The organism is Blastococcus sp. SYSU DS0616, from assembly GCF_054051015.1.
The window spans coordinates 34,186-61,183 of sequence record NZ_JBJHAJ010000008.1 but is presented as its reverse complement, the minus strand read 5'-3'; the positions used below and the strand labels follow the sequence as shown (position 1 = coordinate 61,183).

General features: G+C 74.7%; 27 protein-coding genes and 1 tRNA gene. 16 read left to right on the top strand and 12 right to left on the bottom strand.

What is annotated here, in order from left to right; genetic code table 11:
- Nucleotides 1–16: 16 nt before the first annotated feature.
- A complete protein-coding gene (gene pepN / locus ACI79K_RS08160; RefSeq protein WP_456599456.1) occupies nucleotides 17–2,569 on the top strand; it encodes an aminopeptidase N in 2,553 nt (850 codons plus the stop codon).
- Nucleotides 2,570–2,789: 220 nt separating this feature from the next.
- Here the strand turns inward: pepN and ACI79K_RS08155 are convergent, their stop codons facing one another.
- Genes ACI79K_RS08155 through ACI79K_RS08135 form a run of 5 tightly spaced genes read right to left on the bottom strand, consistent with a single transcriptional unit; the run spans nucleotide 2,790 to nucleotide 6,639 of the window.
- Nucleotides 2,790–3,248, bottom strand: coding sequence for a DUF5130 family protein (locus ACI79K_RS08155; protein ID WP_456587677.1), 459 nt, complete (start codon nucleotides 3,246–3,248; stop codon nucleotides 2,790–2,792).
- Between the two features lie 54 nt (nucleotides 3,249–3,302).
- Nucleotides 3,303–3,704 carry an aa3-type cytochrome oxidase subunit CtaJ gene (ctaJ, locus tag ACI79K_RS08150; RefSeq protein WP_456587678.1) on the bottom strand — a complete coding sequence of 134 codons (402 nt, stop codon included), beginning with the start codon at nucleotides 3,702–3,704 and terminating at the stop codon, nucleotides 3,303–3,305.
- 30 nt (nucleotides 3,705–3,734) lie between these two features.
- Complete coding sequence (locus ACI79K_RS08145; RefSeq protein ID WP_456599455.1) at nucleotides 3,735–5,168, bottom strand: amidase; 1,434 nt, start codon at nucleotides 5,166–5,168, stop codon at nucleotides 3,735–3,737.
- 11 nt (nucleotides 5,169–5,179) lie between these two features.
- On the bottom strand, nucleotides 5,180–6,037 hold the full coding sequence (locus ACI79K_RS08140) for an SCO6745 family protein (RefSeq protein ID WP_456599454.1): 858 nt from the start codon (nucleotides 6,035–6,037) through the stop codon (nucleotides 5,180–5,182).
- Nucleotides 6,034–6,639: an HNH endonuclease gene (locus ACI79K_RS08135; RefSeq protein WP_456587681.1), complete on the bottom strand. Its 606-nt coding sequence runs from the start codon at nucleotides 6,637–6,639 to the stop codon at nucleotides 6,034–6,036. The genes ACI79K_RS08140 and ACI79K_RS08135 overlap by 4 nt, the downstream gene beginning before the upstream one ends.
- Before the next feature lie 141 nt (nucleotides 6,640–6,780).
- Between ACI79K_RS08135 and ACI79K_RS08130 the strand changes: the two genes are divergently transcribed.
- The 8 genes from ACI79K_RS08130 to ACI79K_RS08095 all read left to right on the top strand — a co-directional run bounded on the left by ACI79K_RS08130 (nucleotide 6,781) and on the right by ACI79K_RS08095 (nucleotide 15,079).
- Nucleotides 6,781–8,880, top strand: coding sequence for a prolyl oligopeptidase family serine peptidase (locus ACI79K_RS08130; protein WP_456599453.1), 2,100 nt, complete (start codon nucleotides 6,781–6,783; stop codon nucleotides 8,878–8,880).
- Nucleotides 8,881–9,008: 128 nt separating this feature from the next.
- On the top strand, nucleotides 9,009–10,343 hold the full coding sequence (locus ACI79K_RS08125; protein ID WP_456587683.1) for an MFS transporter: 1,335 nt from the start codon (nucleotides 9,009–9,011) through the stop codon (nucleotides 10,341–10,343).
- A complete protein-coding gene (locus ACI79K_RS08120) occupies nucleotides 10,340–10,759 on the top strand; it encodes a globin (RefSeq protein ID WP_456587684.1) in 420 nt (139 codons plus the stop codon). Before ACI79K_RS08125 ends, ACI79K_RS08120 begins: the two co-directional genes overlap by 4 nt.
- 76 nt (nucleotides 10,760–10,835) lie before the next feature.
- Nucleotides 10,836–12,476, top strand: a complete 1,641-nt coding sequence (locus ACI79K_RS08115) for a glycoside hydrolase family 13 protein (RefSeq protein WP_456599452.1) — start codon at nucleotides 10,836–10,838, stop codon at nucleotides 12,474–12,476.
- 102 nt (nucleotides 12,477–12,578) lie between these two features.
- Nucleotides 12,579–13,142: a biotin transporter BioY gene (locus ACI79K_RS08110; RefSeq protein WP_456599451.1), complete on the top strand. Its 564-nt coding sequence runs from the start codon at nucleotides 12,579–12,581 to the stop codon at nucleotides 13,140–13,142.
- On the top strand, nucleotides 13,139–13,873 hold the full coding sequence (locus ACI79K_RS08105) for an energy-coupling factor ABC transporter ATP-binding protein (protein WP_456587687.1): 735 nt from the start codon (nucleotides 13,139–13,141) through the stop codon (nucleotides 13,871–13,873). The genes ACI79K_RS08110 and ACI79K_RS08105 overlap by 4 nt, the downstream gene beginning before the upstream one ends.
- Nucleotides 13,870–14,526 (top strand): energy-coupling factor transporter transmembrane component T family protein, encoded by a 657-nt coding sequence (locus tag ACI79K_RS08100; protein WP_456599450.1) that lies wholly within the window; start codon nucleotides 13,870–13,872, stop codon nucleotides 14,524–14,526. The genes ACI79K_RS08105 and ACI79K_RS08100 overlap by 4 nt, the downstream gene beginning before the upstream one ends.
- Before the next feature lie 16 nt (nucleotides 14,527–14,542).
- A complete protein-coding gene (locus ACI79K_RS08095; protein WP_456599449.1) occupies nucleotides 14,543–15,079 on the top strand; it encodes an MOSC domain-containing protein in 537 nt (178 codons plus the stop codon).
- Nucleotides 15,080–15,189: 110 nt separating this feature from the next.
- Here the strand turns inward: ACI79K_RS08095 and ACI79K_RS08090 are convergent, their stop codons facing one another.
- The gene (locus ACI79K_RS08090; RefSeq protein ID WP_456587690.1) at nucleotides 15,190–15,606 is read right to left on the bottom strand and encodes an acyl-CoA thioesterase; all 417 of its coding nucleotides are present in this window, start codon (nucleotides 15,604–15,606) and stop codon (nucleotides 15,190–15,192) included.
- Between the two features lie 163 nt (nucleotides 15,607–15,769).
- On the opposite strand from ACI79K_RS08090, the gene ACI79K_RS08085 reads away from it, so the two are divergent.
- Nucleotides 15,770–16,108 carry a protein-tyrosine phosphatase family protein gene (locus tag ACI79K_RS08085; protein ID WP_456599448.1) on the top strand — a complete coding sequence of 113 codons (339 nt, stop codon included), beginning with the start codon at nucleotides 15,770–15,772 and terminating at the stop codon, nucleotides 16,106–16,108.
- Between the two features lie 31 nt (nucleotides 16,109–16,139).
- Here the strand turns inward: ACI79K_RS08085 and ACI79K_RS08080 are convergent, their stop codons facing one another.
- The 3 genes from ACI79K_RS08080 to ACI79K_RS08070 all read right to left on the bottom strand — a co-directional run bounded on the left by ACI79K_RS08080 (nucleotide 16,140) and on the right by ACI79K_RS08070 (nucleotide 19,367).
- On the bottom strand, nucleotides 16,140–16,763 hold the full coding sequence (locus ACI79K_RS08080; protein WP_456599447.1) for a maleylpyruvate isomerase family mycothiol-dependent enzyme: 624 nt from the start codon (nucleotides 16,761–16,763) through the stop codon (nucleotides 16,140–16,142).
- 287 nt (nucleotides 16,764–17,050) lie between these two features.
- A complete protein-coding gene (ettA, locus tag ACI79K_RS08075; RefSeq protein WP_456587693.1) occupies nucleotides 17,051–18,721 on the bottom strand; it encodes an energy-dependent translational throttle protein EttA in 1,671 nt (556 codons plus the stop codon).
- A 100-nt stretch (nucleotides 18,722–18,821) separates the two neighbouring features.
- The gene (locus tag ACI79K_RS08070) at nucleotides 18,822–19,367 is read right to left on the bottom strand and encodes a single-stranded DNA-binding protein (RefSeq protein ID WP_456599446.1); all 546 of its coding nucleotides are present in this window, start codon (nucleotides 19,365–19,367) and stop codon (nucleotides 18,822–18,824) included.
- Between the two features lie 188 nt (nucleotides 19,368–19,555).
- On the opposite strand from ACI79K_RS08070, the gene ACI79K_RS08065 reads away from it, so the two are divergent.
- From ACI79K_RS08065 to ACI79K_RS08055, 3 genes are all read left to right on the top strand, one after another.
- Nucleotides 19,556–19,628 (top strand) — tRNA-Arg (locus ACI79K_RS08065).
- 63 nt (nucleotides 19,629–19,691) lie between these two features.
- A complete protein-coding gene (locus tag ACI79K_RS08060; RefSeq protein WP_456599445.1) occupies nucleotides 19,692–20,240 on the top strand; it encodes a DinB family protein in 549 nt (182 codons plus the stop codon).
- Nucleotides 20,241–20,320: 80 nt separating this feature from the next.
- Nucleotides 20,321–20,563 (top strand): hypothetical protein, encoded by a 243-nt coding sequence (locus tag ACI79K_RS08055; RefSeq protein WP_456596134.1) that lies wholly within the window; start codon nucleotides 20,321–20,323, stop codon nucleotides 20,561–20,563.
- Nucleotides 20,564–20,572: 9 nt separating this feature from the next.
- On the opposite strand, the gene ACI79K_RS08050 is transcribed toward ACI79K_RS08055, so the two are convergent.
- Complete coding sequence (locus ACI79K_RS08050) at nucleotides 20,573–21,277, bottom strand: NUDIX hydrolase (RefSeq protein WP_456599444.1); 705 nt, start codon at nucleotides 21,275–21,277, stop codon at nucleotides 20,573–20,575.
- A gap of 73 nt (nucleotides 21,278–21,350) precedes the next feature.
- On the opposite strand from ACI79K_RS08050, the gene nadA reads away from it, so the two are divergent.
- From nadA to nadC, 3 genes are read left to right on the top strand one after another with little or no spacing between them, the layout of a single operon-like run.
- On the top strand, nucleotides 21,351–22,364 hold the full coding sequence (gene nadA, locus ACI79K_RS08045; RefSeq protein WP_456599443.1) for a quinolinate synthase NadA: 1,014 nt from the start codon (nucleotides 21,351–21,353) through the stop codon (nucleotides 22,362–22,364).
- The gene (locus ACI79K_RS08040) at nucleotides 22,361–24,061 is read left to right on the top strand and encodes an L-aspartate oxidase (protein WP_456599442.1); all 1,701 of its coding nucleotides are present in this window, start codon (nucleotides 22,361–22,363) and stop codon (nucleotides 24,059–24,061) included. The genes nadA and ACI79K_RS08040 overlap by 4 nt, the downstream gene beginning before the upstream one ends.
- Nucleotides 24,058–24,957 (top strand): carboxylating nicotinate-nucleotide diphosphorylase, encoded by a 900-nt coding sequence (gene nadC, locus ACI79K_RS08035; RefSeq protein ID WP_456599441.1) that lies wholly within the window; start codon nucleotides 24,058–24,060, stop codon nucleotides 24,955–24,957. Before ACI79K_RS08040 ends, nadC begins: the two co-directional genes overlap by 4 nt.
- Nucleotides 24,958–25,038: 81 nt before the next feature.
- Here the strand turns inward: nadC and ACI79K_RS08030 are convergent, their stop codons facing one another.
- The gene (locus tag ACI79K_RS08030; protein ID WP_456599440.1) at nucleotides 25,039–25,671 is read right to left on the bottom strand and encodes a hypothetical protein; all 633 of its coding nucleotides are present in this window, start codon (nucleotides 25,669–25,671) and stop codon (nucleotides 25,039–25,041) included.
- 162 nt (nucleotides 25,672–25,833) lie between these two features.
- Nucleotides 25,834–26,868 carry an LLM class flavin-dependent oxidoreductase gene (locus ACI79K_RS08025; RefSeq protein WP_456599439.1) on the bottom strand — a complete coding sequence of 345 codons (1,035 nt, stop codon included), beginning with the start codon at nucleotides 26,866–26,868 and terminating at the stop codon, nucleotides 25,834–25,836.
- Nucleotides 26,869–26,998: the final 130 nt, after the last annotated feature.

Sequence of the window (26,998 nt, the reverse complement as noted above, 5' to 3'; positions counted from 1 at the left end):
TGACAAGCTCTCCGGCGTGGCCGTACCCAACCTGACCCGCACTGATGCCGCCGCCCGCGCGGAGCTCCTCGCCGTCCAGAGCTACGACATCGCCCTCGACGTCACCGACGGCGCCGGGCACCCCGGCGAGCGCACGTTCCGCTCGACGACGACCGTCGAGTTCGCCTGCCGCCGGCCGGGCGCGGACACCTTCATCGACCTGGTCGCGGAGACGGTGCACTCCGCGACGCTGAACGGCACCGAGCTCGACGTGAACTCCTACACCGAGGAGGGCGGGCTGCCGCTGCCCGGCCTCGCCGAGTCGAACACGCTGGTGGTGACGGCGGACTGCCGGTACTCCAACACCGGCGAAGGCCTGCACCGCTTCCTCGACCCCGAGGACGGGCAGGTCTACCTCTACACCCAGTTCGAGCCGGCCGACGCGAAGCGGATGTTCACCTGCTTCGACCAGCCCGACCTCAAGGCCACGTTCACGATGCACGTGACCGCGCCCTTCGACTGGCAGGTCGTCTCCAACACCGGCGACCGCACGATCGAGGCGGGCGAGGGCGGCTCGCAGCTGGCCCACTTCGCGCCCACCAAGCGCATCTCCACCTACCTGGTGGCGCTCATCGCCGGCCCCTACGCCAGGGTCACCGACCTGCACGAGGGCATCCCGCTGGGGCTGTACTGCCGGGCGTCGCTGGCCCAGTACCTCGACCCGGAGGAGATCTTCCGGGTGACCAAGCAGGGCTTCGACTTCTACCACCGGGTGTTCGACTACCCGTACCCGTTCGACAAGTACGACCAGCTGTTCGTGCCGGAGTTCAACGCCGGCGCGATGGAGAACGCCGGGGCGGTCACGTTCCTGGAGGACTACGTCTTCCGGTCGAAGGTCAGCCGGGCCCGCTACGAGCGGCGCGCGGAGACGATCCTGCACGAGCTCGGGCACATGTGGTTCGGCGACCTCGTGACCATGCGCTGGTGGGACGACCTGTGGCTCAACGAGTCCTTCGCCACCTACATCAGCACCCTGTGCCAGGCCGAGGCCACCGAGTACCGGACGGCGTGGACGACGTTCGCCAACACCGAGAAGGCGTGGGCCTACGCACAGGACCAGCTGCCCTCGACCCACCCGATCGCCGCCGACATCCCCGACGTCGCAGCGGTCGAGGTCAACTTCGACGGCATCACCTACGCCAAGGGCGCCTCGGTGCTCAAGCAGCTGGTCGCCTACGTGGGCCGCGACGAGTTCCTCGCCGGCGTGCAGCGCTACTTCCGCCGGCACGAGTACGGCAACACCACGCTGGCCGACCTGCTGGGGCCGCTGTCGGAGAGCTCCGGCCGCGACCTGTCGGAGTGGGCCGACCAGTGGCTGCGCACCAGCCAGGTCAACACGCTGCGGCCGGTGTTCGAGCTCAGCGACGACGGCCGGTACACCAGCTTCGCCATCGAGCAGACGGCGGTGACCGAGCACCCGGTGCTGCGCAACCACCGGCTGGCCGTGGGCCTCTACAGCGAGGGCCCCGAGGGGCTCACCCGCACCCACCGGGTGGAGCTGGACGTCGCCGGCGCCCGCACCGAGGTGCCCGAGCTCGTCGGCCACCCGGCCGCGGACCTGGTGCTGGTCAACGACGACGACCTCACCTACGCCAAGCTGCGGCTCGACGAGCGCTCGCTGGCCACCCTGCGCACGCGGATCGGCGCGATCCCCGACCCGCTGCCGCGCGCACTGTGCTGGTCGGCGGCCTGGGACATGACCCGCGACGCCGAGCTGCCGGCCCGCGAGTGGGTGCAGCTGGTGCTGGCCGGCATCGGCGCCGAGACCGAGAGCAGCGTCATCCAGTCGCTGCTGGCGCGGGTGCAGAGCGCCCTGTCCTCCTACGCCGACCCGGCGTGGGCGCCGACCGGCTGGGCCCAGCTGGCCGACCACGCGCTCGCCGCGCTGGAGGCCGCGCCGGCCGGGAGCGACCAGCAGCTGCTGTGGTCGCGCACGCTGGCCAGCGCCGCGCGCACCGAGGAGCACGCGGCGGCGCTGCGCGGCCTGCTCGACGGCTCGCGCAGCTACGAGGGGCTGGTCGTCGACGCCGACGCGCGCTGGGCGTTCCTGCACGGGCTGGTCGCCATCGGCGCGGCCGGCGACGCGGAGATCGACGCCGAGGCCGAGCGGGACGCCACCGCGACCGGCATCCGGCGCACCGCGACGGCGCGGGCGCTGCGCCCGACGGCGGTGTCGAAGGAGCAGACCTGGCAGCAGGCGTTCACCGACGAGTCGGTGCCCAACGCCGTCCACGAGGCGATGCTGCAGGGCTTCTGGCACCCGGCCCAGCGGGAGCTGACCGCCGGCTACGTCGGCCGCTACTTCGCCGACATCCGGCCGCTGTGGGACCGCCGGCCCGGCGAGATCGCCAAGAACGCCGTGCAGTACCTGTTCCCGCCGGTGGTGGAGCCGCGCACCATCGCGGCGGCCGATGCCTGGCTCGCCGACGCCGAGCAGCCGCCGGCGCTGCGCCGGCTGGTGTTCGAGGGCCGCGACGGCATCGCCCGGGCACTGCGTGCCCGCGAGCGGGACGCCGACGCCGGGCACTGACCCGCGGACGACGAGGCCAGCGGTCACCAGTGGTGGCCGCCGGCCTCGTCGTTGCTGCCCCGCCGCCGCTTGATGATCAGGTCACCTGATCGTTAGGGGTCCTGGCTCAGCATCGGTCGTGAGCCAGGACCCCTAGTGATCAGGTCACCTGATCAACAGGGAGCCGTGGACATGACGAAGGCGCCGCACTCCCGAGGGGGTGCGGCGCCTTCGTCGTCGTTCAGCGGGGGCGGAGCCCCGAGGGGTGCCCGGCCTGGTCGGAGAGCTGGCGCAGCCCGTTGACGATGCCGCCGACCAGGTCGCCGTTGGCGAAGGCGCTGGTCATGGAGAGCACCGCCAGGGCACAGGCGCGGTCGGGCAGCCGGCGCGCGGCCCCGGCACCGGTGACCACCTCCACCACGCGCTGCCCCGGCGAGACGGCGATCAGCACCGCGTCGGAGGGGTTCTCGCCCGAGCGGGCGTGTAGCTCCTCGGCGTGCGCGCGGGTCGGCGTGCGCAGCTCACCCACGTAGAGGGTGAAGCGCAGCCCGGTCTCGCGGGAGGACATGGTGAGCGCCTCGTCGAGGCGGGCCAGCTCCCGGAAGCTGAACACCTCGTCGAGCCGGCCTTCGTCGGTGCGCGCCGGGAGGGTCGCCTCGGTGGCGGTGTCGTGGGAATCGACTTCGAACACGCTGGTCATGGCCGGCCTCCGGGGCAGGTCGTCGGAACGTCGGGAACAGTCACCGGGGGTCCGTCACCAGGTCCCGCGGGCGCCGCCCAGCGGGCCGGCCGGCTTCGGGCTGTGGGCGGGGTTCGTGCCGGCGGCGTGCGCGCCACCGGTGCCGACGCCCACCTCGGGGCCCGCCCCGGCCTTCGCGTCGAGGGCGCGCTCGCCCGGCTGCTCCGGGTACATCGACGAGCCCAGGGCGGCGGTGCCGCCGCCCGGGACGGCGGCCGGGCCGTGCGCCGGCGCGGGGCCGTGGCCACCGACGTGCGCGGGGTGCGGCTCGTACCAGACGGGCGCGTGGTTCCAGGGCTGGCCCGGCTTGTACCGGGTACGCCGGCCGCTGCCGGGCTTCAGGGTCAGCAACGCCAGCACCAGCACGACGGCGAGCGGGATGGCGGCGTAGACGAGGAGGGTCTCGGCGACGGTCACACCCGACAACTTACCGGGAGGGGGTCGTCCTCATCGGCTGTCGGCCCAGACGGCGGGGCGCCGGTGGTGCCACGGGCGGGCTGCCTCCAGCTGGGCGGAGAGCGCGACGAGGGTGGCCTCGTCAGCGGGGCGGCCGACGAGCATGGTGCCGATCGGCAGGTCGTCGGCCGTCCAGTGCAGCGGGACGCTGACCGCGGGCTGCCCGGTGACGTTGAACAGCGCGGTGAACGCGGCGTAGCGCTTCTGCCGCTCGAAGTCCGGCCCGCCCTCGCCGTCCTCGCCGAACCAGCCGATGGGTCGGGGGGTCATCGTGAGCACCGGGGCGAGCAGCACGTCGTAGCCGGCGGTCGCGCGCAGGAACTGCCGGGAGAAGGCGCGGAGGGCGAACATCGCCTCCATCGCGTCCCGAGCCGACAGCGCGAGGCCCCGGTCCTGCATCCAGCGGGTCAGCGGCTTCAGCAGCTCCTCGCGCCCGGGTGGGACCGGCAGGGTGGTCGCGCTCAGCGCCCAGACCCGCTCGAAGGACGGCAGCACCGCGGCGTCGAGCAGGCCGGTGGGCACGTCCTCGACGTCGTGGCCCAGGTCCGCCAGCAGCCGCGCGGCGTCGTCGAAGGCCCCGGCCACCTCCGGTTCCAGCTCTGCCCCGGGCATGGCCGACTCGGTGTATCGCCCGATGCGCAGCCGGCCCGGCTCCCGGTCGGCCCAGCCGAGGAAGGTCTCACCGGCCGGCAGCGGCGGGGCCCAGAACGGATCACCGATCTCGGGCCCGGCCATCGCGTCGAGCATCGCGGCCGCATCGCGCACGGTGCGGGCCAGCGGACCGCTGGTGCCCAGCCCGGTCACCTCGCTGCCGTAGGGGGCGTTGCTGATCCGGCCGCGGGTCGGCTTGATGCCGACCAGGCCGTTGATGCTGGCGGGGATGCGGATGGAACCACCGCCGTCGCTGCCCTGCGCGAAGGGCAGGAAGCCGGCGGCGACGGCGACCGCCGCTCCCCCGCTGGAGCCGCCGGCGAGCCGGGAGGTGTCCCAGGGGCACCGGGCCGGCCCGACCAGGTCGTTGTCGGTGTAGCAGGGGAAGCCGAACTCGGGCGTGTTCGTCTTGCCCACGCTGATGGCGCCCGCGGCGGCCAGCCGGGTGACCACCGCGTCGTCGACGGCGGGCACGAAGTCGGCCAGCGCCGCGGAGCCGAACGTCGTCCGGACACCCGCGGTGTTGTTCAGGTCCTTGATCGCGGTGGGCACGCCGAGCAGGGGCGGCAGCTCCCCACCCTCGCGCAGCCGGGCCTCGGCGGCCGCCGCACCGGCCAGCGCCCGCTCGGGGGTCACGGTGATGAACGCGCCGAGCCCGCTGTCGTGCGCGTCGATGCGGGCGAGCGCGTGCTGCACGAGCTCGGTCGGGCTGACCTCCTTCGCGCGGACGGCGGCGGCCTGCTCCAGTGCGGTGAGGTCGTGCAGCTGGGTCACGCTCCCGGACGCTAGTCCCCCGGTTCGGGGACGCCGATCGGGTTGCCCGCCGGCCAGTCCCCGGCGTCCACGACGGCACGGCGCAGCGGGTCGAGCAGCTCGGCCAGTCGCCGGCACCCGGACTCCCCGAGCGCCCGCCAGGGACCGGCGGCCAGGCGGTCGGTGCCGGCCTCGATCCCGGCGACCGCGTCCTGCCCGGCAGCGGTGAGCCGGTCGCCGGCCAGCCACCCGCGGTCGGCCAGCGCTGCCGCCGCTCCCTCCCACGCCGGGTCGTCCCAGCCGCGCGCCTTCTGCAGCCACGCCCGGTCGGCGCGACCGGCCGCGGCGGCCAGCACGTGGCTGCCCAGGCCGTCGACCTCGTGGGCCAGCAGGACGGCGGTGTGGCCGTCCCCGCGGTGCTCCCGCAGCGTGGTGAGCGCCTGCCAGAGCACCAGATGCGGCTCCGGGGGCACGGTCAGCCCGGCGTTCGCCGCGGCGAGCGGACGCCCGGGCGGGTCGACGGCGGCGGCCGCGGTGGCGGCCAGCTCCATCGCCTCGATCGCCGCGGACGAACCGACCCACTCCTGCCCCAGCACGCGGCGGACGGCGGCGTCGACCCCGCTCAGCCGCGCCGCCAGCGCGGCGGCCGGGGTGACCGTCGTCCACACGCCGGGGACCCGGCGGGCGACGAAGGACGGCTCGAAGTTGACGAACGTCGCCGTCACCACCTCGGCGCCGACCGGGCCCAGGGGCGCCGCGCGGAAGGCGAAGTAGCCGTTCCAGAACCCGCGCAGGCCGACCTCGGCCGCCGCGGCCTGCGACTCCGGGGCGAAGTACGTGAGCGCGTGCAGCGGCTCGGCGAGCGCCCACAGCCGGCGAGCGTCGTTCACGCGCTGACGCTCTCCGGGACGCCGAGCCACTCCCGCCACCGGGGGTCGACGGTGCGGTGCCCGAGCAGCCGCCAGGCCGCGCCGCTCGGCGTGCTGGGCGGGCGCGGCAGCTTCCAGCCGAGCTCGGCCAGCGAGCGATCGGCCTTGGTGTGGTTGCACCGGCGGCAGGCGGCCACCACGTTGTCCCACGTGTGAGTGCCGCCGCGGCTGCGCGGCACCACGTGGTCGATGCTGGTGGCCGAGCCGCCGCAGTACACGCAGGTCTGCCCGTCGCGGGTGAACACGGCCCGGCGCGACAGCGGGACCGACGCGGGATAGGGCACCCGGACGTAGCGGGTGAGCCGCACGACCACGGGCACGGGCAGGCTCAGGCGCTCGGCGTGGACGACGTCGGCGGTGACGTCGACCGGCTCGGCCTTCCCGGTGAGCACCAGCACGATCGCCCGCCGGCTGGAGACGACGCACAACGGCTCGTAGGTCGCGTTCAGCAGCAGAGTGGCCCCCGTGGTGGCGGGCGCGGGCAGGGGGACGAGCGGCGGGACGGGGTCGCGACGCGGGCCTGGGTGACCCGCCGACGTCGACCCGGGCGCGGAACGCGGCACGGATCACCTCCGGACGCCCCGGACCGTCGGGTGCTGCGCGACCCGCGGGCAGCCCCATTCTGACCCGAGGACCGCCGCTCGGCGCACTGGAAATCCCCGCGGCCCCGGCGGATGTCGGTGCCCGCCACTAGCGTTCCGGCCATGCGTTACCCGGAGGCCCCGCGCCTGGACCTGGTCGAGGAGCTGCACGGCCACCGCATCGCCGACCCCTACCGCTGGCTCGAGGACCCCGCCGACCCGCGCACGCGGGAGTGGTCGGCGGCGCAGGACGGGCTGGCCGCCGAGGTGCTCGGTGCGCTCCCGGCCCGTGATCGGTTCGCCGCGCGGCTCGGGGAGCTGGTGCGGGCGGGCGCCGTCGGCGTGCCGGTGTGGCGCGGCGGGCGGGCCTTCTCGACCCGCCGCGACCCGGGCCAGGAGCACGGCGTGCTCCGGGTGCGGGAGGCCGACGGCACCGTGCGGGTGCTCGTCGACCCGATGGAGCTCGACCCGGAGGGGACGACGACGCTCGACGCGTGGTCGCCCTCCTGGGAGGGCGACCGGCTGGCCTACCAGCTCTCCACCGGTGGCGACGAGGAGTCGCGGCTGTACGTGCTCGACGTGAACACCGGTGAGCTGCTGGACGGCCCGATCGACCGGTGCCGCTACTCCCCCGTCGGCTGGCTGCCCGGTGGCGAGGAGCTGTTCTACGTCCGCCGGCTCCCGCCGGACCAGGTGCCGGCGGGCGAGGAGCAGCACCACCGCCGGGTGTGGCGCCACCGCGTCGGCGCCGACCCGTCCGGCGACCTGCTCGTGCACGGCGACACCTTCGACCCACCCACCCTGGACCCCACCAACTACTACGGGGTCCGCACCAGCGCGGACGGGCGCTGGCTGGTCGTCTCGGCGTCGGCGGGCACCGCCCCGCGCGACGACGTCTGGCTGGCCGACCTGGGCGGGTCCGGCGACCTACGCGAGCTGCAGCGCGGCGTCGACGCCCAGACCGCCGCGTGGGTCGCGCGCGACGGCCGGCTGTACCTGCTCTCCGACCGCGACGCCCCGCGCTGGCGGCTCGCGGTCGCCGACCCCGAGGACCCGGCCACCTGGGCGCCGGCGGCGTGGACCGACGTCGTCCCGCAGCAGGAGGGCGCGGTGCTCTCCGACGTCGCGCTCGTCGATGCGCCCGACGGCGACCTGCAGGTGCTGGCGGTGCACGCCGTGGACGCCACCGACCGGCTCTCGCTCTGGGCGGGGGACGGCGGCGGCCGGATCACCGAGGTGGCGCCGCCGGGCCCCGGCAGCATCTCGGGGCTGAGTGCACCGCCCGAGGGCGGCACCACCGCGTGGGTCGGCTACACCGACTACGCGACGCCGCCGTCGGTGCTGCGCTGGGACGCCACCGCCCCCGGTGGGCTCGAGGCCTGGGAGCAGGCGGATGTCGCCGGCGACGTGCCACCGCTGACCGTCGTCGAGACGCACGCGCGGTCGAAGGACGGCACGCCCGTGCACCTGTTCGTGCTCTCGGGCACCGGTGCACCCGACCGCCCCCGCCCCACGGTCCTCTACGGCTACGGCGGGTTCAACGTCTCGCTCACCCCGGCCTACACGGCACAGGCCCTCGCCTGGGTCGCCGCGGGCGGCGTCTGGGTGGTGGCCAACCTGCGCGGCGGGTCGGAGCACGGCGAGGAGTGGCACCGCGCCGGGATGCGGGAGCGCAAGCAGAACGTGTTCGACGACTTCGCCGCCGCCGCGGAGCACCTGGTGGCCGAGGGGTGGACGACGCACCCGCAGCTGGCGGTCATGGGCGGGTCGAACGGCGGCCTGCTCGTGGGCGCCACGCTGACCCAGCGGCCCGAGCTCGCCGCCGCCGTCGTCTGCAGCGCCCCCCTGCTGGACATGGTGCGGTACGAGCGCTTCGGCCTCGGCCGCACCTGGAACGACGAGTACGGCACCGCCGACGACCCGGTGCAGCTGGGGTGGTTGCTGAGCTACTCCCCGTACCACGCGGTGCGCCCGGGCACGGCGTACCCGGCGGTGCTCGTGACGACGTTCGAGTCCGACACCCGCGTCGACCCGCTGCACGGCCGGAAGCTGGCCGCCGCGCTGCAGCACGCCACCTCGGCGGACGCCCCGATCGTGCTGCGGCGGGAGACCTCCGTCGGCCACGGCGCGCGTGCGGTCAGCCGGACCGTGGGGCTCGCGGCCGACCAGCTGGCGTTCCTGGCGGCGCACACGGGACTTCCCGGATCACCAGGCGATCGGTAACGGGATGGACACGCCCATTCGACGATGCTGACGGCACGCGTTGCGCCTGAAATGATTCCGGTAATGACCGGATCACCGACCGTGCTCGGCGCTGACGCCGGACCGGCCGCCGCCGACCGCGGCGGCTCGTGGGCTGCGGGAACGGGGCTCAGCTGAGCGCCGAGGCACCGGACGACCCCGGCGACGACGCCACCGTCCGGCAGGCCACGTTCCGCGAGGTCTTCGCCGTCCGCGAGTTCCGGCCGTTGTTCGGCACCTACCTGCTGTCCGCGGCCGGCGACGAGCTGGCCCGGGTGGCGCTGACCGTGCTGGTCTACGCGCGCACCGACTCCCCGCTGCTGGCCGCCCTCACCTTCGCCATCAGCCACCTGCCCTGGCTGCTCGGCGGGCCGCTGCTGTCGGCGTTCGCCGACCGGCTGCCGCGCCACCGGGTGCTCATCGCCACGGACCTCGCCCGAGCCGGGCTGGTGGCCCTGATGGCGATCCCGGGCATGCCTCTGCCGCTCCTGCTCGGCCTCCTGTTCGTGGTCGGCCTGTGCGCGCCCCCGTTCGAGTCGGCGCGGTCGGCGCTCATGGCCGACGTGCTCGACGGCGACCGGTACGCCGTCGCCACCTCGCTCACCGGGATCACGCTGCAGCTGGCCCAGGTGGCCGGCTTCCTCGCCGGCGGCGCGCTCGTGGCGGTGCTCAACCCCTCCGCCGCGCTGCTGATCGACGCGGCCACGTTCGTCGTCTCCGCCGTCTGGTTGTGGGCCCGGCTGAAGCCCCGGCCGGCGCCGGCGACCGACGGCGCCGGCGCGCCCGGATCGCTGTGGCGCGACGCCTCGGACGGCCTGCGGTTCATCCGGCGCAGCCCCCGCCTGCTGGCGATCGTCGCCGTCCTCTGGGTCACCACGGGCTTCGTCTACGCCTCCGAGGGGATCGCCGCGCCACTGGTGGACTCGCTCGGCCAGGGCGCGACGGCGGTCGGCATCCTGCTCGCGGCCAACCCGCTGGGGGTCACCATCGGCGGGCTGGTCATCGCGCGCCTGGTCCCGCCGGCGCGACGGGAGCGGCTCGTCGCCCCGCTGGTACTGGTCTCCCTCGCCCCGGTGCTGGTCGGCGGCGTGGTCGCGGCGGTGGCCGGCCCGGGGGCGGTGCCGTTCTGGATCCTGGTCGGGATGCTCTTCCTCTCGGGGCTCGGCGCCGCCTGGTCCATCCCGCTCAACGTCGCCTTCGTGCAGGCGGTGCCCAGCGCCTACCGCGGGCGCGCGTTCGGGGTCGCGGCCAGCGGGCTGGCCGGGGTGCAGGGCATCGGCGCGCTCGCCGCCGGCCTGGCCGCCGAGGGGCTCAGCCCGGCTGTCGTCGTGGCCCTCTCGGGCGCCCTCGGAATGATCGCGGTCGCCCCGGCGCTGAGGGCCTATCGGCGGACGCGGAACCGGGCGGACGTCGTGGTCGAGGCCGAGGGGGCTACCGGAGCATGAGCGAGTCGAGGCGGTCCCTGCCGTCGGGGCGGACCTTCTACGACGAGGTCGGGGGCGAGGAGACCTTCCGCCGGCTGGTGCAGCGCTTCTACGCCGCCGTCCGCACCGACCCCGTGCTGCAGCCGCTGTACCCCCAGGACGACTGGGAGGGCGCCGAGACGCGGCTGCGTGGCTTTCTCGAGCAGTACTGGGGCGGGCCGACGACCTACTCCGAGCAGCGCGGGCACCCGCGGCTGCGGATGCGGCACGCGCCCTTCGCCATCGGCCCGGTGGAGCGGGACGCCTGGCTCACCCACATGCGCGACGCCGTCGACTCCCTCGGGCTCCCGCCCGAGCAGGACGCGACGCTGTGGGGTTACCTGGAGATGGCCGCCCGCAGCATGCAGAACCGCTTCCCCGCCGACGCCGAGGGCTGATCCCCGGCTCCCGCCGGTCCCCGTCCGGGGACGCGAGCGCGCACCGACACTGCACGTACCGACATCGAGGAGCCCGGTGAGCCCGGCTGAAGGACCCCCTGCCCCCCACCACTCGCCCGCTCGCGGCGGGCCCCTGCAGGGGGCCGCACGCACCCTGCGCCCCGGCGCCGACTGGTGGCGCGAAGCGGTCTTCTACCAGGTCTACATCCGCAGCTTCGCCGACGGGAACGGCGACGGCGTCGGCGACCTGGCCGGCCTGCGGTCGCGCCTGCCGTACCTGCGCGACCTGGGCGTCGACGCCCTGTGGATCACGCCCTTCTTCCCCTCGCCGATGGCCGACCACGGCTACGACGTCGCCCACCCCCGGGACGTCGAGCCCGTCTTCGGGGACCTGCCGGAGTTCGACGCGATGCTCGGCGAGGCCCACGCCCTCGGCCTGCGGGTCACCATCGACCTGGTGCCCAACCACAGCTCCCACGAGCGCGAGTGGTTCCAGGCGGCGCTGGCCGCCGGCCCCGGGTCCCCGGAGCGGGCGCGCTACCTGTTCCGCGACGGGCGCGGGCCCGACGGCAGCGAGCCGCCGAACAACTGGCCGTCGGTGTTCGGTGGCCCGGCGTGGACCCGGGTGCCCGACGGGCAGTGGTACCTGCACATCTTCGCCCCCGAGCAGCCGGACCTGAACTTCGCGAACCCCGAGGTCGTGGCCGACCTCGAGGAGACGATGCGCTTCTGGCTCGACCGCGGGGTCGACGGCTTCCGGATCGACGTCGCCCACGGCATGGCCAAGCCGGACGGGCTGCCCGACATGGTCCCCATGGACGACACCGGGCTGCTCGACGACCACGGCCCCGGCGACCACCGGTTCGACCAGGACGGCGTGCACGTGGTGCACCGCCGCATCCGGGCGGTGCTCGACCAGTACCCGGGCACCATGGCCGTCGGTGAGGTGTGGGTCTCCGACGACGACCGGCTGGCCCAGTACCTGCGCGAGGACGAGCTGCAGCTGGCGTTCAACTTCAAGCTGCTCACCGCCGAGTGGACGCCGGACGGGCTGCGCGACGCGATCACCCACTCCCTCGCCGCGGTCGAGGGCACACCGGCGCCCGCGTGCTGGGTGCTGTCCAACCACGACCGCCCGCGGCACGTGACGCGGTACGGCGGCGGGGAGCTCGGCACCCGGCGAGCCCGCGCGGCCGCGCTGCTGCAGCTGGCCCTGCCGGGAGCGGCCTACCTGTACAACGGCGACGAGCTCGGCATGCCCGACGTCGACCTGCCCGACGAGGTGCTGCAGGACCCCATGTGGTTCCGCTCGGGCGGCACCGAGCGCGGGCGCGACGCCTGCCGCATCCCGGTGCCGTGGTCGGGTACCGAGCCGCCCTACGGCTTCTCGTCCGCGGCCGACACCTGGCTGCCCATGCCCGACGGCTGGGCGTCCCTGACGGCCGAGGCCCAGCGCACGGACGACGGTTCGATGCTGTCGCTGTACCGAAGCGCGCTCGCCCTGCGCGCCTCGTCCCCGCTGTTCCACGGCGAGGATCTGCAGTGGTTGCAGTCACCCGAGCGTTGTGTCGCCTTCCGGCGTCCCGGCGGGCTGGTCTGCCTGGTCAACCTGTCCGGCGCCCCCGTGCCGCTGCCCGAGGGCCGGGTGCTGCTGAGCAGCGCGCCGGTCGACGACGGCAAGCTGCCCGACGACGCCGCGGTGTGGCTGCAGCCCTGAGCCGACCGGCCGGTGCCCGGGCGCCCCGCGGCGCTCGGGTACCTTGCCGCAGGCGACGCCGGGCCGGCGGCGCCCACCTACCGGTCCGATGCAGGAGCTGACATGAAGACCCGGGACCTGGCCTACATCGCTCTCTTCGCGGCGATCATCGCCGTGCTGGGCACCCTGCCCGCCGTGAACATCGGCCCGGTCCCGATCACCGCGCAGACGCTCGGCGTGATGCTCGCCGGCAGCGTGCTCGGTGCCCGCCGCGGCTTCCTGGCCGTGCTGCTGTTCCTGGTGCTGGTCGCGATCGGCCTGCCGCTGCTGGCCAGCGGCAGCGGCGGCCTCGGCGTCTTCGCCGGCCCGACCGCCGGCTACCTGATCAGCTGGCCGTTCGCCGCGTTCGCCACCGGCTGGCTGACCGAGCGGTTCTGGGCCCGCTACAACGTCGCCTGGGGCGTGCTGTTCAACATCCTCGGCGGCATGGTCGTCATCTACCTGATCGGCGTGCCGGTGCTCGCCGCCGTCGGCAACCTCTCGCTGGGCGCGGCGATCGTCTCCGGCGCCCTGCCGTTCCTGCCCGGCGACGCGGCCAAGGCGTTCATCGCCGCGGCGATCGCCGTCCAGGTGCGCCGCAGCTACCCGGTGATCGACCGACCGCAGCGGGCGCTCGCCGGCCGGTGAGGTTCCGCAGGTCGGAGCCGCGGGCCGACGCCGTCGCCGACCCGGCCCGCGGGATCGAGCTGCGGGGCGTCTCGCACCGCTACGGCGACCGCGCCGTGCTGAGCGACGTCGACCTGCACCTGACCGAGGCGCGCATCGGCGTCGTCGGCGCCAACGGCTCGGGCAAGAGCACCTTCGCCCGGTTGCTCAACGGGCTGGTCGTGCCGACGTCCGGGCAGGTGCTGGTCGACGGCCTGGACACCCGCAGCTCCGTGCGCGAGGTCCGCCGCCGCGTGGGTTTCGTCTTCCAGGACCCCGACGCGCAGATCGTCCATCCCACCGTCGCCGAGGACGCCGCCTACGGGCTGGAGAACCAGGGCGTGCCGGCCGCCGAGCGGGCGGCGCGGGTCGCCGAGGTGCTGGCGCGGTACGGGCTGGCCGGGCACGCCGACCACCCCGCGCACCTGCTCTCCGGCGGGCAGAAGCAGCTGCTGGCGATCGCCGGGGTGCTGGTCATGCGGCCCGCCCGCGTGGTGTTCGACGAGCCGACGACGCTGCTGGACCTGGTCAACGCCCGGCGCGTCGCCCGCGTGATCGACGAGCTGGAGCAGCAGGTGGTCGTGGTCACCCACCAGCTGGACCTGCTCGACGGCTTCGACCGGGTGCTCGTCGTCGACGGCGGCCGGATCGTGGAGGACGCCGCCCCGCGGGTGGCGATCGCGGCCTACCGGGCGCTGATGGAGCACCGATGACCCTCGCCCTGTACGTGCCCCGCCGCAGCCCGGTGCACCGGCTGCCCGCGGGCGCGAAGCTGCTCACGCTGGCGGCCCTCGCGGTCGCCCTGTTCGTCGTGCCGACGGTGCCCGTGGTCGCCGGCGCTCTGCTGGGCGTGCTCGCCGTCGGCATCGGACTCGCGCGCGTGCCGGCGGCGGCGCTGGCCCGGCAGGCGCGCACGGTGCTGTGGTGGCTGGTCGGCCTGCTGGTCTTCCACACCGTGTTCAGCGACCCGACCACCGCCGCGGTCACCGTCCTGCGGTTGCTGACCCTGGTGCTGGCCGCCGGCGTGGTGACGGCGACGACGCGGGTGACCGAGATGGTGGCCGTGATCGAGCGGCTGTGCGCCCCGCTGCGGGTGGTCGGCGTGCGTCCCGCGCGGATCGGGCTGGTCGTGTCGATGGCGCTGCGGTTCATCCCGGTGCTGGCCGAGCGCGCCGCGCGCATCCGGGAGGCGCAAGCGGCACGCGGCGGGTCGGCGCGCGGGATCCGGGGCGTGCGGACGACGGTGGCCCCGCTGCTGGTGCAGCTGCTGCAGATGGCGCACACCGTGAGCGAGGCGCTGGACGCCCGCGGCGCGGACGACGTCCCCCCGGCCCGGGGACGCCGCTCCCCCGCTGCCTCCGCCTGACCCCGTGGAGGCCCCCGTGCACACCGGTTCGCTGCTGGAGATCTGGACGACGCCCGCGGCCGCGGGACCCATGAGCCGGAGGCCGTCGGCGCGGCTGGTGCCGGGGATGGGGCTGGACGGCGACCGCTACGCCCTGGGCGGCGGCACGTGGGCGCAGTACCCGGACCTGGAGAAGCAGCTGACGCTGATCGACCGGGACGACGTCGCCGCCGTGGCCGCCGAGGTGGGCGGCGCGTTCTCGACCGCGGACACCCGGCGGAACCTGGTGACCACCGGCGTGGACCTGTCCTCGCTGGTGGGCCGGTGGTTCGCGGTGGGCGACGCACTGCTGTTCGGGATGAAGCGCTGCCCGCCGTGCACGCACCTGGAGCGGCTGACCGGGCTCAAGCTGGTGAAGGCGATGGTGCACCGCGGCGGCATCAACGCGGCCGTGTTCGGGGGCGCGGTGATCGCCGAGGGCGCCGTCGTGCGGCCGGTCCCGGAGGAGGAGGCCGCCCGCCGCGGTGCGCCGACAGGTACCGACCGCCCCGTGCCGCGGGTCGTCGACGGCTGACCCGCCGACCGCCACGGGTCTTCGCGTGCGCTCTGCCTCTGAGTGCCACGGGGAGCAGAGCAGAGCGTCCGTCGACCTGCTCCTCGCCGGGCTCCCGGGTGCGTGGGAGCTCAGGTGCCGGCGGGCTCGTCGGTCCAGCGGGCGAGGAACTCCTTCTCCTCCGCGGTGATCCGGCGGGGCCGGTTCAGGGCGAAGTCGAACGGCACGAGCAGCGTGCTGCCCGTGACGGCGAGCGCCCCGTGGTCGAAGAGCTCGTAGTGGCAGGTGAACGCTGCGGCGCGGATGCCGGACACCCAGACCTGCACCTCGAGGGGCTCGGCGTCGTAGACGACCGACCGCTTGTAGGCGATCTCGTGCGATGCGACGACGAGCCCGCGGCGCATGCCGGTGCTCTCGTCGTGCGTCGGCTGCTCGAAGAAGAGGTTGACCCGCGCCATCTCGAAGTAGCCGAGGAAGGCGACGTTGTTGATGTGCTGGTAGGCGTCCATGTCCGACCAGCGCATGGGGACGTGCACCGTGTGCCTCACGCCGCCACCCTGCCCTACGCCGACGGGCGAGCCGTGCCGGGGCGGCTGCATCGGGGGGCACCGGGGATCTAGCGTCGTCGATGTGGAGCCGTGGGCGGCGGATGCGCCGGGCGTGCTGACGCTCCCCTCGGGGCGGCGCGTCCGCGGGAGGTCGCTCCGGCAGGTGGCACCGGGGCCGCAGCCGACGTTCGGGGTCTACCTGGGCGGTCGCCGGCCCCGCGTCCCGTGGGAGAGCCGCTGGGTGCGCTGGCGCGACTTCTCGCTGCCGGCCGACCCGGCGGCGCTGCGGGATGAACTGCGGGCCGCGCTGGAACGCACCGTCGATGGTCGGGTCGAGGTCGCCTGCCGGGGCGGGACCGGGCGCACCGGTACGGCGCTGGCTTGTCTCGCGGTGCTGGACGGCGTCCCGTCCGACCGGGCCGTGGCGTTCGTCCGTCGCGGCTACCGACGTCGCGCGGTGGAGACGCCGTGGCAGCGCCGCTTCGTCGAGCGGTTCGGCTGACACGCCGGTGGCCGGCAACCGATGCCGGGGGTCATCCGCGGAGGCGCCCGGCCAGCCGCTCCTGGCCGGGTCCGGACAGTTCCCCGACCACACCGCGGCGCCCGGCCACGGTCATGAGGAGCGCCTCAGCCGTGCCCGTGACCTCGGGGCCGCGCCCGAACGTCCAGTCGACGTCCGTGGCCACCAGCCGCACGCCGCGCACGCGGAGCACCCCCAGCAGCGTCGGGGCGAACAGCGCGGTCCGCAGCGCCGGCACCACCCGCTCGGCCGGGATGGACCGGGGCACACCGAGGGGACGCCGGATGTCCTGCTGGTGGATCATCCCGTCGGTCAGCGCGATGGCTCCGCCCATCCCGGCGGTCAGCCCGGAGGGCGTGAGGTGGTCGTCCAGGAGCCGGACCAGCTCAGCAGGTGTCCGGGTGCCGTACTCGCGCAGCCCCACGGCGTTCGTGCGGTCCACCGTGAAGCGGCCGCGGAGGAACCGCTCGGCCAGCTGCCGTGCGCCGAGCTCCTCGTAGCTCAGCACGTGCGCCACCACGTCGCGGACCGACCAGCCCTCGCACAACGACGGGGCAGCCCACTGCTCGGGGGCGAGACCCACCAGGAGCGCGCGGAGGTCCTCGCGTTCGGCCCGGGCCAGGTCCAACAAGTCCATGCGCACCCCGCGGATCGCGGTCGTGCCGGTGCACGACGAGGACGACGCGAGGCTAGGAGGCCGGAGCGCGGTGGACCAGGGGGCACGGAGCCGGACGTCCCCGGTTCCCGCCCCGGAACGCCGACGGCCGGCCCGGAGCAGATGCTCCGGACCGGCCGAGGGTGCGGCGATGGAACGGCCCCGCTGCGGGGACCCGCACCGAACGTGCGAGGCGTGGGGGGCAGCGGGCGGAAGGACCCTCTTCCCCTCGGCCGCCGCAAGCTCGGGCCGAGCCTCCGAAGAGGGCCTCAGTCGCGGGTGAGCTTGCGGTAGGTGGCGCGGTGCGGACGGGCCGCGTCCGGGCCGAGCCGCTCGACCTTGTTCTTCTCGTAGTCGGCGAAGTTGCCCTCGAACCAGAACCACTTCGAGTCGCCCTCGTAGGCGAGGATGTGCGTCGCCACGCGGTCGAGGAACCACCGGTCGTGGCTGACGACGACGGCGCAGCCGGGGAACTCCAGCAGCGCCCCCTCGAGGCTGGTCAGCGTCTCCGTGTCGAGGTCGTTGGTGGGCTCGTCGAGCAGCAGCAGGTTGCCGCCCTGCTTGAGGGTCAGCGCCAGGTTCAGCCGGTTGCGCTCACCGCCGGAGAGCACCCCGGCCGGCTTCTGCTGGTCCGGGCCCTTGAACCCGAACGCGGCGACGTAGGCGCGCGAGGGCATCTCGACGTTGCCGACCTTGATGTGGTCGAGGCCGTCGGAGACGACCTCCCACAGGGTCTTCTTCGGGTCGATGCCGCTGCGGTTCTGCTCCACGTAGGAGAGCTGCACCGTCTCGCCGACCTTGATCTCGCCGTCGTCCGGCTTCTCCTCGCCGACCAGCATCTTGAACAGCGTGGTCTTGCCGACGCCGTTCGGGCCGACGACACCGACGATGCCGTTGCGCGGGAGGGTGAAGGTCAGGTCGTCGATGAGGACGCGGTCGCCGAAGCCCTTGGTGAGGTTCTTCGTCTCGACCACGACGCTGCCCAGCCGCGGGCCCGGCGGGATCTGGATCTCCTCGAAGTCCAGCTTGCGGAACTTCTCGGCCTCGGCGGCCATCTCCTCGTAGCGGGCCAGACGCGCCTTGCTCTTGGCCTGGCGGGCCTTGGCGCCGGAGCGGACCCACTCCAGCTCCTCCTTGAGGCGCTTCTGCCGCTTGGCGTCCTTGGCTCCTTCGACCTGCAGGCGCGCGGCCTTGGTCTCCAGGTAGGTGGAGTAGTTGCCCTCGTAGGGGTACGCCCGGCCCCGGTCGAGCTCGAGGATCCACTGGGCCACGTTGTCCAGGAAGTACCGGTCGTGGGTGACCGCGACGACGGTGCCGGCGTACTTCTCCAGGTGCTGCTCCAGCCAGGCCACGCTCTCGGCGTCGAGGTGGTTGGTCGGCTCGTCCAGCAGCAGCAGGTCGGGCGCCTCGAGCAGCAGCTTGCACAGCGCGACGCGGCGGCGCTCACCACCGGAGAGCACGGTGACGTCGGCGTCGCCCGGCGGGCAGCGCAGCGCGTCCATCGCCTGCTCGATGCGGGCGTCGAGCTCCCAACCGTCGGAGTTCTCGATGACCTCCATGAGCTCGCCCTGCTCGGCCATCAGCGCGTCGAAGTCGGCGTCGGGCTCGCCCATCGCCGCGCTGACCTCCTCGAAGCGGCGCAGGGCGTCGCGGAGCGGCTTGACCGCCTCCTCGACGTTGCCGCGGACGTCGAGCTCCTCGTTCAGCGGCGGCTCCTGCAGCAGGATGCCGACGGTGGCGTCGGGGGCGAGCGTCGCGTCACCGTTGGAGGGCTGCTGCAGGCCGGCCATGATCTGGAGCACGGTCGACTTGCCGGCCCCGTTGGGACCGACCACGCCGATCTTCGCGCCGGGCAGGAAGGACAGGGTGACGTTGTCGAGGATCACCTTGTCGCCGTGCGCCTTGCGCGCGCGGACCATCGTGTAGATGTACTGAGCCACTGGCTTGCCGAGCCTTCCGTCGTCTCGCGAGCGGGGGCGGGGCCGCGGGTCGCGACCCCACCCCGTACGTTCTCGCCTCCGATCCTCCCAGCCCGGGCAACTAGATGTGCGCGGGCTCCTCCGAGGGATCGAGGTCGTCCACCGAGGACAACGTCTCGTCGTCCCCCACGTAGTCCCGTCCCGCCCGCAACTCCTCGGTCGTCGGGTACGCCTCGGCCGGTTCGTCGGCCTCCGGGTGCAGCTCACCGGTCGCGGTGTCGACGCCATCCCTGCCCTCCAGGGCTCGCTCCGACCGGTCGCGCCGGAACACGGCCCTGCCCCGGGTGAGGTCGTGGCCGACCTCGAAGGCCTTGATCTGCGGCTTGCTCCGGCGACCCGTGTCGGAGTCCCAGCTGTGCGTGGTGATCGCGCCCCGGACGATGACCGGGTCGCCCTTGCTCACCGAGGCGGACACGTTGCCGCTCAGCGTGTTCCAGCACTCCACGTCGATCCAGAACGTGCCGGAGTCGACGTACTGCCCGCTGCCGGAGTCGTAGCGGCGGGCGGTGGAGGCCATGCGGAAGTTGGTCACCGCGCCGTTCTGCGTGGTCTTGCGGCGCGGGTCGTCGGCGACGTTGCCGACGACGGTGACGATGGTGTCGTTCACGGTGCTCCTCGGAGGGTGCTGCGCCGGGTGGCGCGACCGGCGCGGTGCCGGTGTGCCGTCGACCCTCACCGCCCGCCGGGGACCGGAGCAGGCCTTTCCCGGAACTGTGGACACGCCTGCCCCTTGTGGACGACCCCGCACCCGGGCGCGGTCCCCCGCGAGCGGGGCGGTGCGATGATCGGTCCCGAGCGCCCGTAGCTCAGCGGATAGAGCAGGTGCCTTCTAAGCACTTGGTCGCAGGTTCGATCCCTGCCGGGCGCGCCGCCGGTCGGCCTTCTCGTCACTCCCCTGCTGCAGGATGCGCGCTGCCGGCACCCCCACCGGGTGCCCGACCCGCAGGAGATGGTGACCATGGCGCCTCCCGACCACCGCACCGAACCGCCGCTGACGGGCGGGGAGGCGACGCTGCTGACCGGCTTCCTGGAGTTCCACCGGCAGACGCTGGAGTGGAAGTGCGCCGGCCTGACCCCCGAGCAGCTGGCCACGCGGGCCGTCCCGACCTCCGAGCTCACGCTGCTGGGCATGGTGCGCCACCTCGCGGCGGTGGAGACCGGCTGGCTCGTCGGCTTCGGCGGCCTCCCCCACGACCTGTGGCCCGACGTCGTCCGCGACCGCGACGAGCAGTGGCGGGTCGACCCCGGCATCGTCACCGCGGACGACGCGACCCGGGCGTGGGCGACCTGGCGGGCGGCGGCCGACGCGGTCGGCGGGGTGGCCCGCCGGCTGCCGCTGGACACCGAGGACCGACCGTGGGGCCGCGAGGACGCGTTCTCGCTCCGCTGGATCCTCCTCCACCTGATCGAGGAGTACGCCCGGCACAACGGCCACGCCGACCTGATCCGCGAGGCCCTGGACGGCGCCACCGGCGAGTGACCCGACCGCGGGGCTCCGAGGAACGGGCACCCCGTGCGGCGGGCTGTTGGAGCGCCGGGCGGCCGGGTAGGGGGGCGGGCATGGCGACGAACGGGACGACGACGCTGGAGGTCCACGAGGCCGGGTTCGACGGGACCGTGACCATCGAGCACGGCACCGTCCGGGTGACCGGGACCCGCCCGCAGGACGGGGCCGCCGTGGTCAAGGACGTGCCCGCCGACCGGGACCCCGAGCTGACCCGGCTGGTCGAGCGCGCCATCGGCGGGGACACCGGGGTGGCCGGACAGCTGCTGGCCCACGTCGGCGTGACCGACCCGGCCTGAGCCGGCCGGTCAGCGGGGCGCGGGCGGCTTCAGGACGGCGAACGGATCGGTGACCTCCAGCCCCGACGTGACGAAGCGGTAGAGCGCCGCGGGGCGGCCCCCCGCCCGGCCGGGCGCCGCGAGCTCGCCGGTCGGCTCCAGCACGCCGCGGCGCAGCAGCACCCGCTGCAGGTTGGTCGCGGTCACCTCGTAGCCGAGCGCGGCGACGTAGATCTCGCGCAGCTCGGCGACGGTGAACGTCGGCGGGGCGAGCGCGAAACCGACGTTGGTGTACGAGAGCTTCGCCCGCAGCCGCTCCAGGGCCGATCCGACGATCGAGCCGTGGTCGAAGGCCGTCCCCGGCAGCGCGTCGACCGGGTGCCAGGCGGTGTCCTCGGGCAGCACCGGGTCCAGGTCGCCCGGGATCAGGCCGAGGTAGGCGGTCGCCACGGTGCGGCTGCGCGGGTCGCGGTGCGGGTCGCTGCGGGTCTCCAGCTGTTCCAGGTGCGCGAGCTGGGCGACCTCCACCTTCGACGCGAGCTGCCGACCGACCGATGCGCCGAGCGTCTCCTCCGGCAGCAGCGGCCCGCCTGGCAACGCCCAGGAACCGGCGAACGGCTCCTTGGCCCGGTGCCAGAGCATCACGTGCAGGCGCGCGCTCCGGACCTGCAGCACCACCGCGAGCGCCTGGTGCGGATAGGCCGGCCGCTCGGGCGAGGACCAGACGGACGTCACGGATTCCATGCTAGGTTTCTCGGCAGAGGTTTTCGCCTGATAGTCCGAAACCCCCACTCCTCCGGAGGTCCCGGTGACCGCAACGCTCCCCGCTCCCACCACCGCGCAGTGGACGCCGGAGCAGTGGCAGGACTGGCGCGACGAGGTCCGCCGGCTGGCCGCCGAGCGCGACGCCGTCGTCCTCGCGCACAACTACCAGGCCGCCCCGATCCAGGACGTCGCCGACCACGTGGGCGACTCCCTCGCCCTGTCCCGCATCGCGGCGGCCAGCACCGCGAGCACGATCGTCTTCGCCGGCGTCCACTTCATGGCCGAGACGGCGAAGATCCTCAGCCCCGAGAAGACCGTGCTGGTGCCCGACGCCGCCGCCGGCTGCTCGCTGGCCGACACGATCACCGCCGACCAGCTCCGCGCGTGGAAGGCCGAGCACCCGGGCGCCGCCGTCGTCTCGTACGTGAACACCACCGCCGAGGTGAAGGCGGAGACCGACATCTGCTGCACCTCCTCCAACGCCGTCGAGGTCGTGGACTCGATCCCCGCCGACCGCGAGGTGCTCTTCCTCCCCGACCAGTTCCTCGGCGCGCACGTCCAGCGGGTCACCGGCCGGCAGAACATGCGCATCTGGATGGGCGAGTGCCACGTGCACGCCGGCATCTCCCCCACCGACCTGCGGCAGAGCATCGAGGACGCGCCCGACGCCGAGGTGCTCGTGCACCCCGAGTGCGGCTGCGCCACGAGCGCGCTCTGGATGGTCGGCCAGGGCGACCTGCCGTCGGACCGGGTGCACGTCCTCTCCACCGGCGCGATGCTCGACCAGGCGAAGCGGACGACGGCGAAGCGCGTGCTGGTCGCCACCGAGATCGGCATGCTCCACCAGCTGCGCCAGGCCAACCCGGCCGCCGCCTTCGAGGCGGTCAACCCGCGCGCCGAGTGCCCCTACATGAAGATGTCGACGCCGGAGAAGCTGCTGCGCGCGCTGCGCGAGGGCCGCGACGAGGTCACCGTCGACCCGGAGATCGCCGCCCGCGCGCGGTCGGCCGTCGAGGCGATGATCGCCCTCGGCACCCCGTCGCTGGTCGGCGAGTGACGGTGGGGCCCCGCCGCACCGCGCCGGTCGCCCCCGCCGTCGTCCCGGCCCTCGCCCTGCCGGCACCGGGCTGGTCCCGCACCACGGAGGTCGCGGTGGTCGGCAGCGGCGCCGCCGGGCTGATGACCGCGCTCGCCCTGGCCGAGGCAGGACGCCGGGTCGCCGTCGTCACCAAGGGCCCGCTCGGCGCCGGCAGCACCCGCTGGGCGCAGGGCGGCCTGGCGGCGGTGCTCGGTGCCGACGACGACGCCGCACTGCACGTGCAGGACACGCTCACCGCCGGGGCGGGGCTGTGCGACGAGGCGGCGGTGGCCGCGCTCGTCGCCGAGGCCCCGGCCGCGGTGCGGCGGCTGCAGCACCTCGGGGCGCGGCTCGACGTGGATGCGCACGGCGCCCCGGCGCTGACCCGGGAGGGCGGGCACAGCCGTGACCGGATCGTGCACGCCGGTGGTGACGCCAGCGGCGCCGAGGTCACCCGCACGCTCGTCGAGGCGCTGGGCGCGGCGGGCGTGGAGGTGCTCGAGCACACGGTCGCGCTCGAGGCGCTGCGCGCCGCCGACGGCACGGTGGTCGGACTGCGGGTCGCCCGGGTCGCCGCCGACGGCACCCTCGCCGACGCCGGGGACCTGCGCTCGCACGCCGTCGTCCTCGCGACCGGCGGCTACGGGCAGGCCTACGCCGCCGCCACCAGCCCCGCGGGCACGACCGGCGACGGGCTGGCGCTCGCGCTGCGCGCCGGCGCCGAGGTCGCCGACGTCGAGATGGTGCAGTTCCACCCGACCGTGCTCTGGCAGGGGCCGGGCGCCGCCGGGCAGCAGGTGCTGATCTCCGAGGCGGTGCGCGGCGAGGGCGCGGTACTCGTCGACGCCGAGGGACGACGGATCATGGCCGGCGCGCACCCGCTGGCCGACCTCGCGCCCCGCGACGTCGTCTCGGCCACCATCGCCGCCCACCTGGCCGCCACTGGCGAGGACTGCGTCTTCCTCGACGCGACGGACCTGGGGGCCGGCTTCCTGGAGCGCCGGTTCCCCGGCATCCTCCGCGCCTGCCGCGCGGCCGGGTTCGACCCGGCCACCGAGCCGGTGCCGGTGGCCCCGGGCGCCCACTACACCTGCGGCGGCGTGCTCGCCGACCTCGACGGCCGCACCAGCGTCCCGGGGCTCTTCGCCGTGGGCGAGGTCGCCTGCACCGGTGTGCACGGTGCGAACCGGCTGGCGTCGAACTCGATCACCGAGGGGCTGGTCGCCGCCCGCCGCTGCGCCGACCTGCTGGACGCCACGCTCCCCGCGGGCACACCCGCCACCCCCGCCTCCCCCCGCGCCCTGGCGACCGGTGCGGTGGACCCCGCGTCGCGTGCGGCCATCGGTGCGGCCACCAGCCGGCACGCCGGGGTGGTCCGCACCGCCGACGGCCTGACCGAGCTCACCGGCACGCTGGCCGCCGCGCCCCGCCTGCCCGCCGGCCGGCCGCTCGACCTGGCCGCCGTCGAGGCGACCGCCGTGCACACGGTCGCCACCCTGCTCGCCACCGCGGCGCTCGGCCGCCCGGAGAGCCGCGGCTGCCACCGGCGCGCCGACGCCCCCGGCACCCGGCCCGAGTGGCAGCTGCGGCTGGCGCACCGCGTCGACGCCTCCGGCCACCTGCACACCCGCACCGTGCCGCTGACCGCGGCCGACCAGGCCCAGGGAGTGGCATGACCGGCACCGAGTGGCACCCGCTGCGACCGGAGCTGGCCGATGTCCTCCGCGACGGCGGCCTGGACCCGGCGGGCGTCGAGCGGGTGATCCGCCGGGCGCTGGACGAGGACCTGGCGCTCGGCCCCGACGTCACGACGGCCGCCACGGTGCCCGACCACGCCCGCGCCTCCGGTGACGTGGTGCCGCGTTCGCCCGGCGTGCTGGCCGGTGTCCCGGTCGCCGCGGCGGTGTTCGCCATCGTCGGCGGGGACGACGTCGCCGTGACGGTGCAGGCCGCCGACGGGATGGCGGCCCGCACGAACGCCCCCGTGCTCACCGCGACGGGGCCGACGCGGTCCCTGCTGACGGCGGAGCGCACCGCGCTCAACCTGGTAGGTCACCTCTCCGGCATCGCCACGTTGACCCGGCGCTGGGTCGACGCCGTCGAGGGCACAGGCGCCGCCATCCGCGACACCCGCAAGACGCTGCCCGGGTTGCGCGTGCTCGAGAAGTACGCCGTCCGCTGCGGCGGCGGGGTCAACCACCGCATGGCCCTGGGCGACGCCGCCCTGGTCAAGGACAACCACGTGGCGGCAGCAGGCGGCATCGCAGCGGCGGTGGAGGCGGTGCGAGCGCACTCCCCGCAGATCCCGCTCGAGGTGGAGTGCGACACCCTCGACCAGGTGCGCGAGGCGATCGACGCCGGCGTGCAGCTGGTGCTGCTCGACAACTTCTCGCTCGCCGACACCCGCGCGGCGGTGGAGCTGGTGGGCGGCACCGGCGTTCGGCTGGAGGCCAGCGGCGGGCTGTCGCTGGAGCGGGCTCCCGAGGTCGCGGCGACCGGCGTCGACTACCTCGCCGTCGGCGCACTCACGCACAGCGCCCCGGTACTCGACCTCGGCTTCGACCTGCGCTGACCCGCTGCCCCGGCCGCCGCTCTGGGGGTGTTCCTCGCGCCTCGGGAGTCCTGCAGCACCCCCAGAGCGCGGGCAGCACCCCTAGAGCGGCTCGCGGGCGGGGTGCTCAACGAGGAATCGGCGGGCCCGCCGCTCGTTGCGGAGCACCAGCGGGAGGAGCACGGCCATGCCGAGGGCCATCACCACGACCAGGCCCAGGCGCCAGGGCGACGGCGAGCCGACGAACTGCCCGACGAACATGAGCAGCAGGCCGAGCTGGAGGATCAGCAGCCACCGCTGAGCGGTCAGCCGCTCGGCCAGGTGGCGTACCAGGGGCACGTGCGTCGGATCGACCGGCACGCTGCCGCGCAACTCCTGCAGGAGCAGCTTCTGCTGTCGACGGTCCAGCACCGTCAGGGGGCTGCGCAGGCCGCCGAGCCGACGGGTGGCACGCCACTGCCCGATCGCGCCGACCGCCACGAGCACCCACGCGGACGTGGCGGCGACGACCGCTGCGATCTCCTGCCCGAGCGGTTCGTCCTCCGTCGCGGACGGCTCGTCGCCCGCCCACGCAGCCACCGCGAAGGCGATGGCCACGCACAGCACGAGCAGGCCCGCCACCAGCAGGACGACGAGCCGGCGTCCCCGGCGGACGCGCGCCTCGAGCGCCTCGGACGGCAGCCCGTCGAGAATCCGCCGGGCTTCAGCCCAGCGCTCGGCATCGGTGGTGGGCACCCGCAGAGTCTGATGTGGAACCGGCACCGACGCGCCCGCCTCCAGCGGATTCCACCGGGCGGGTGACGCCGCCCGACGTCAGCCGTTGTCGACACGTGGTGGTGTCGCCGGACCGGAAGACGACGGAGTCGACACGGAGGCCGTCGGGGCGGGCCCGCGGCGCTACCGCGAGTCCGGGTGCACCCAGCCGATCGCGGGCGCGACGTGCTCGACGATGATCCGCAGCAGGTGGGCGTTGTACTCGACGCCCAGCATGTTCGGCACGGTGAGCAGAAGGCTGTCGGCCTCGCGGACGGCGGCGTCCTTGGCCAGCTCCTCGGCGAGCACGTCGGGCTCGCCGGTGTAGCTCTTGCCGAAGCGGGCCCGCACGCCCTCGAGGATGCCGACCTGGTCCTCACCCTCGCGGCCGCCGCCGAAGTACTGCCGGTCCAGGTCGCTGGTGATCGGCAGCACGCTGCGGCTCACCGAGACCCGCGGCTCGCGCTGCCACCCCGCCTCGGCCCAGGCGGCGCGGTAGCGGGCGATCTGCTCGGCCTGCAGCTCGTCGAAGGGGACGCCGGTGTCCTCGACCAGCAGGGTGGAGCTCATCAGGTTCAACCCCTGCCGCGCCGTCCACTCCGCCGTCGCGCGGGTGCCCGAACCCCACCAGATGCGGTCGGCCAGCCCCGGCGACTGCGGCTGGATCGCGAGCTTCCCCGTCGCGCCACCGGTCATCCGCGGGTCGGCGTCCACCACCGGCTGCCCGTTGATCGCCGCGAGGAAGAGGGCGGTCTTCTGCCGGGCCAGCTCGGCGTCGGTGCTGCCCTCGTCGGGCACGTACCCGAACGCCTCGGACCCGCGCAGCGCCGTCTCCGGTGATCCCCGGCTGACGCCCAGCTGCAGCCGGCCGTCGGCGAGCAGGTCGGTCGCCGCCGCCTCCTCGGCCATGTAGAGCGGGTTCTCGTAGCGCATGTCGATGACGCCGGTGCCGAGCTCGATCCGGCTGGTGCGGGCCGCCATCGCGGCCAGCAGCGGGAAGGGGGAGGCGAGCTGGCGGGCGAAGTGGTGCACCCGCACGTAGGCGCCGTCGAGCCCCAGCTCCTCGGCGGCCACCGCGAGCTCCACGCTCTGCACGAGGGCGTCCCGCCCGGTGCGCACCTGCGAGCCCGGGATGGGCTGCCAGTGCCCGAAGGACAGGAAGCCGATCCGCTTGTCCACGACTGGTCCTTTCGTCGATGTCTGCTCCAGCAGCACCCGGGGACCGGCCCGGATTCCCGTGCCCTGTGGCAGATCACCGCAGCGGACGCGATGGGTGGGACGGGTGAGGTCTCCTGCGACGGAGTGTGAC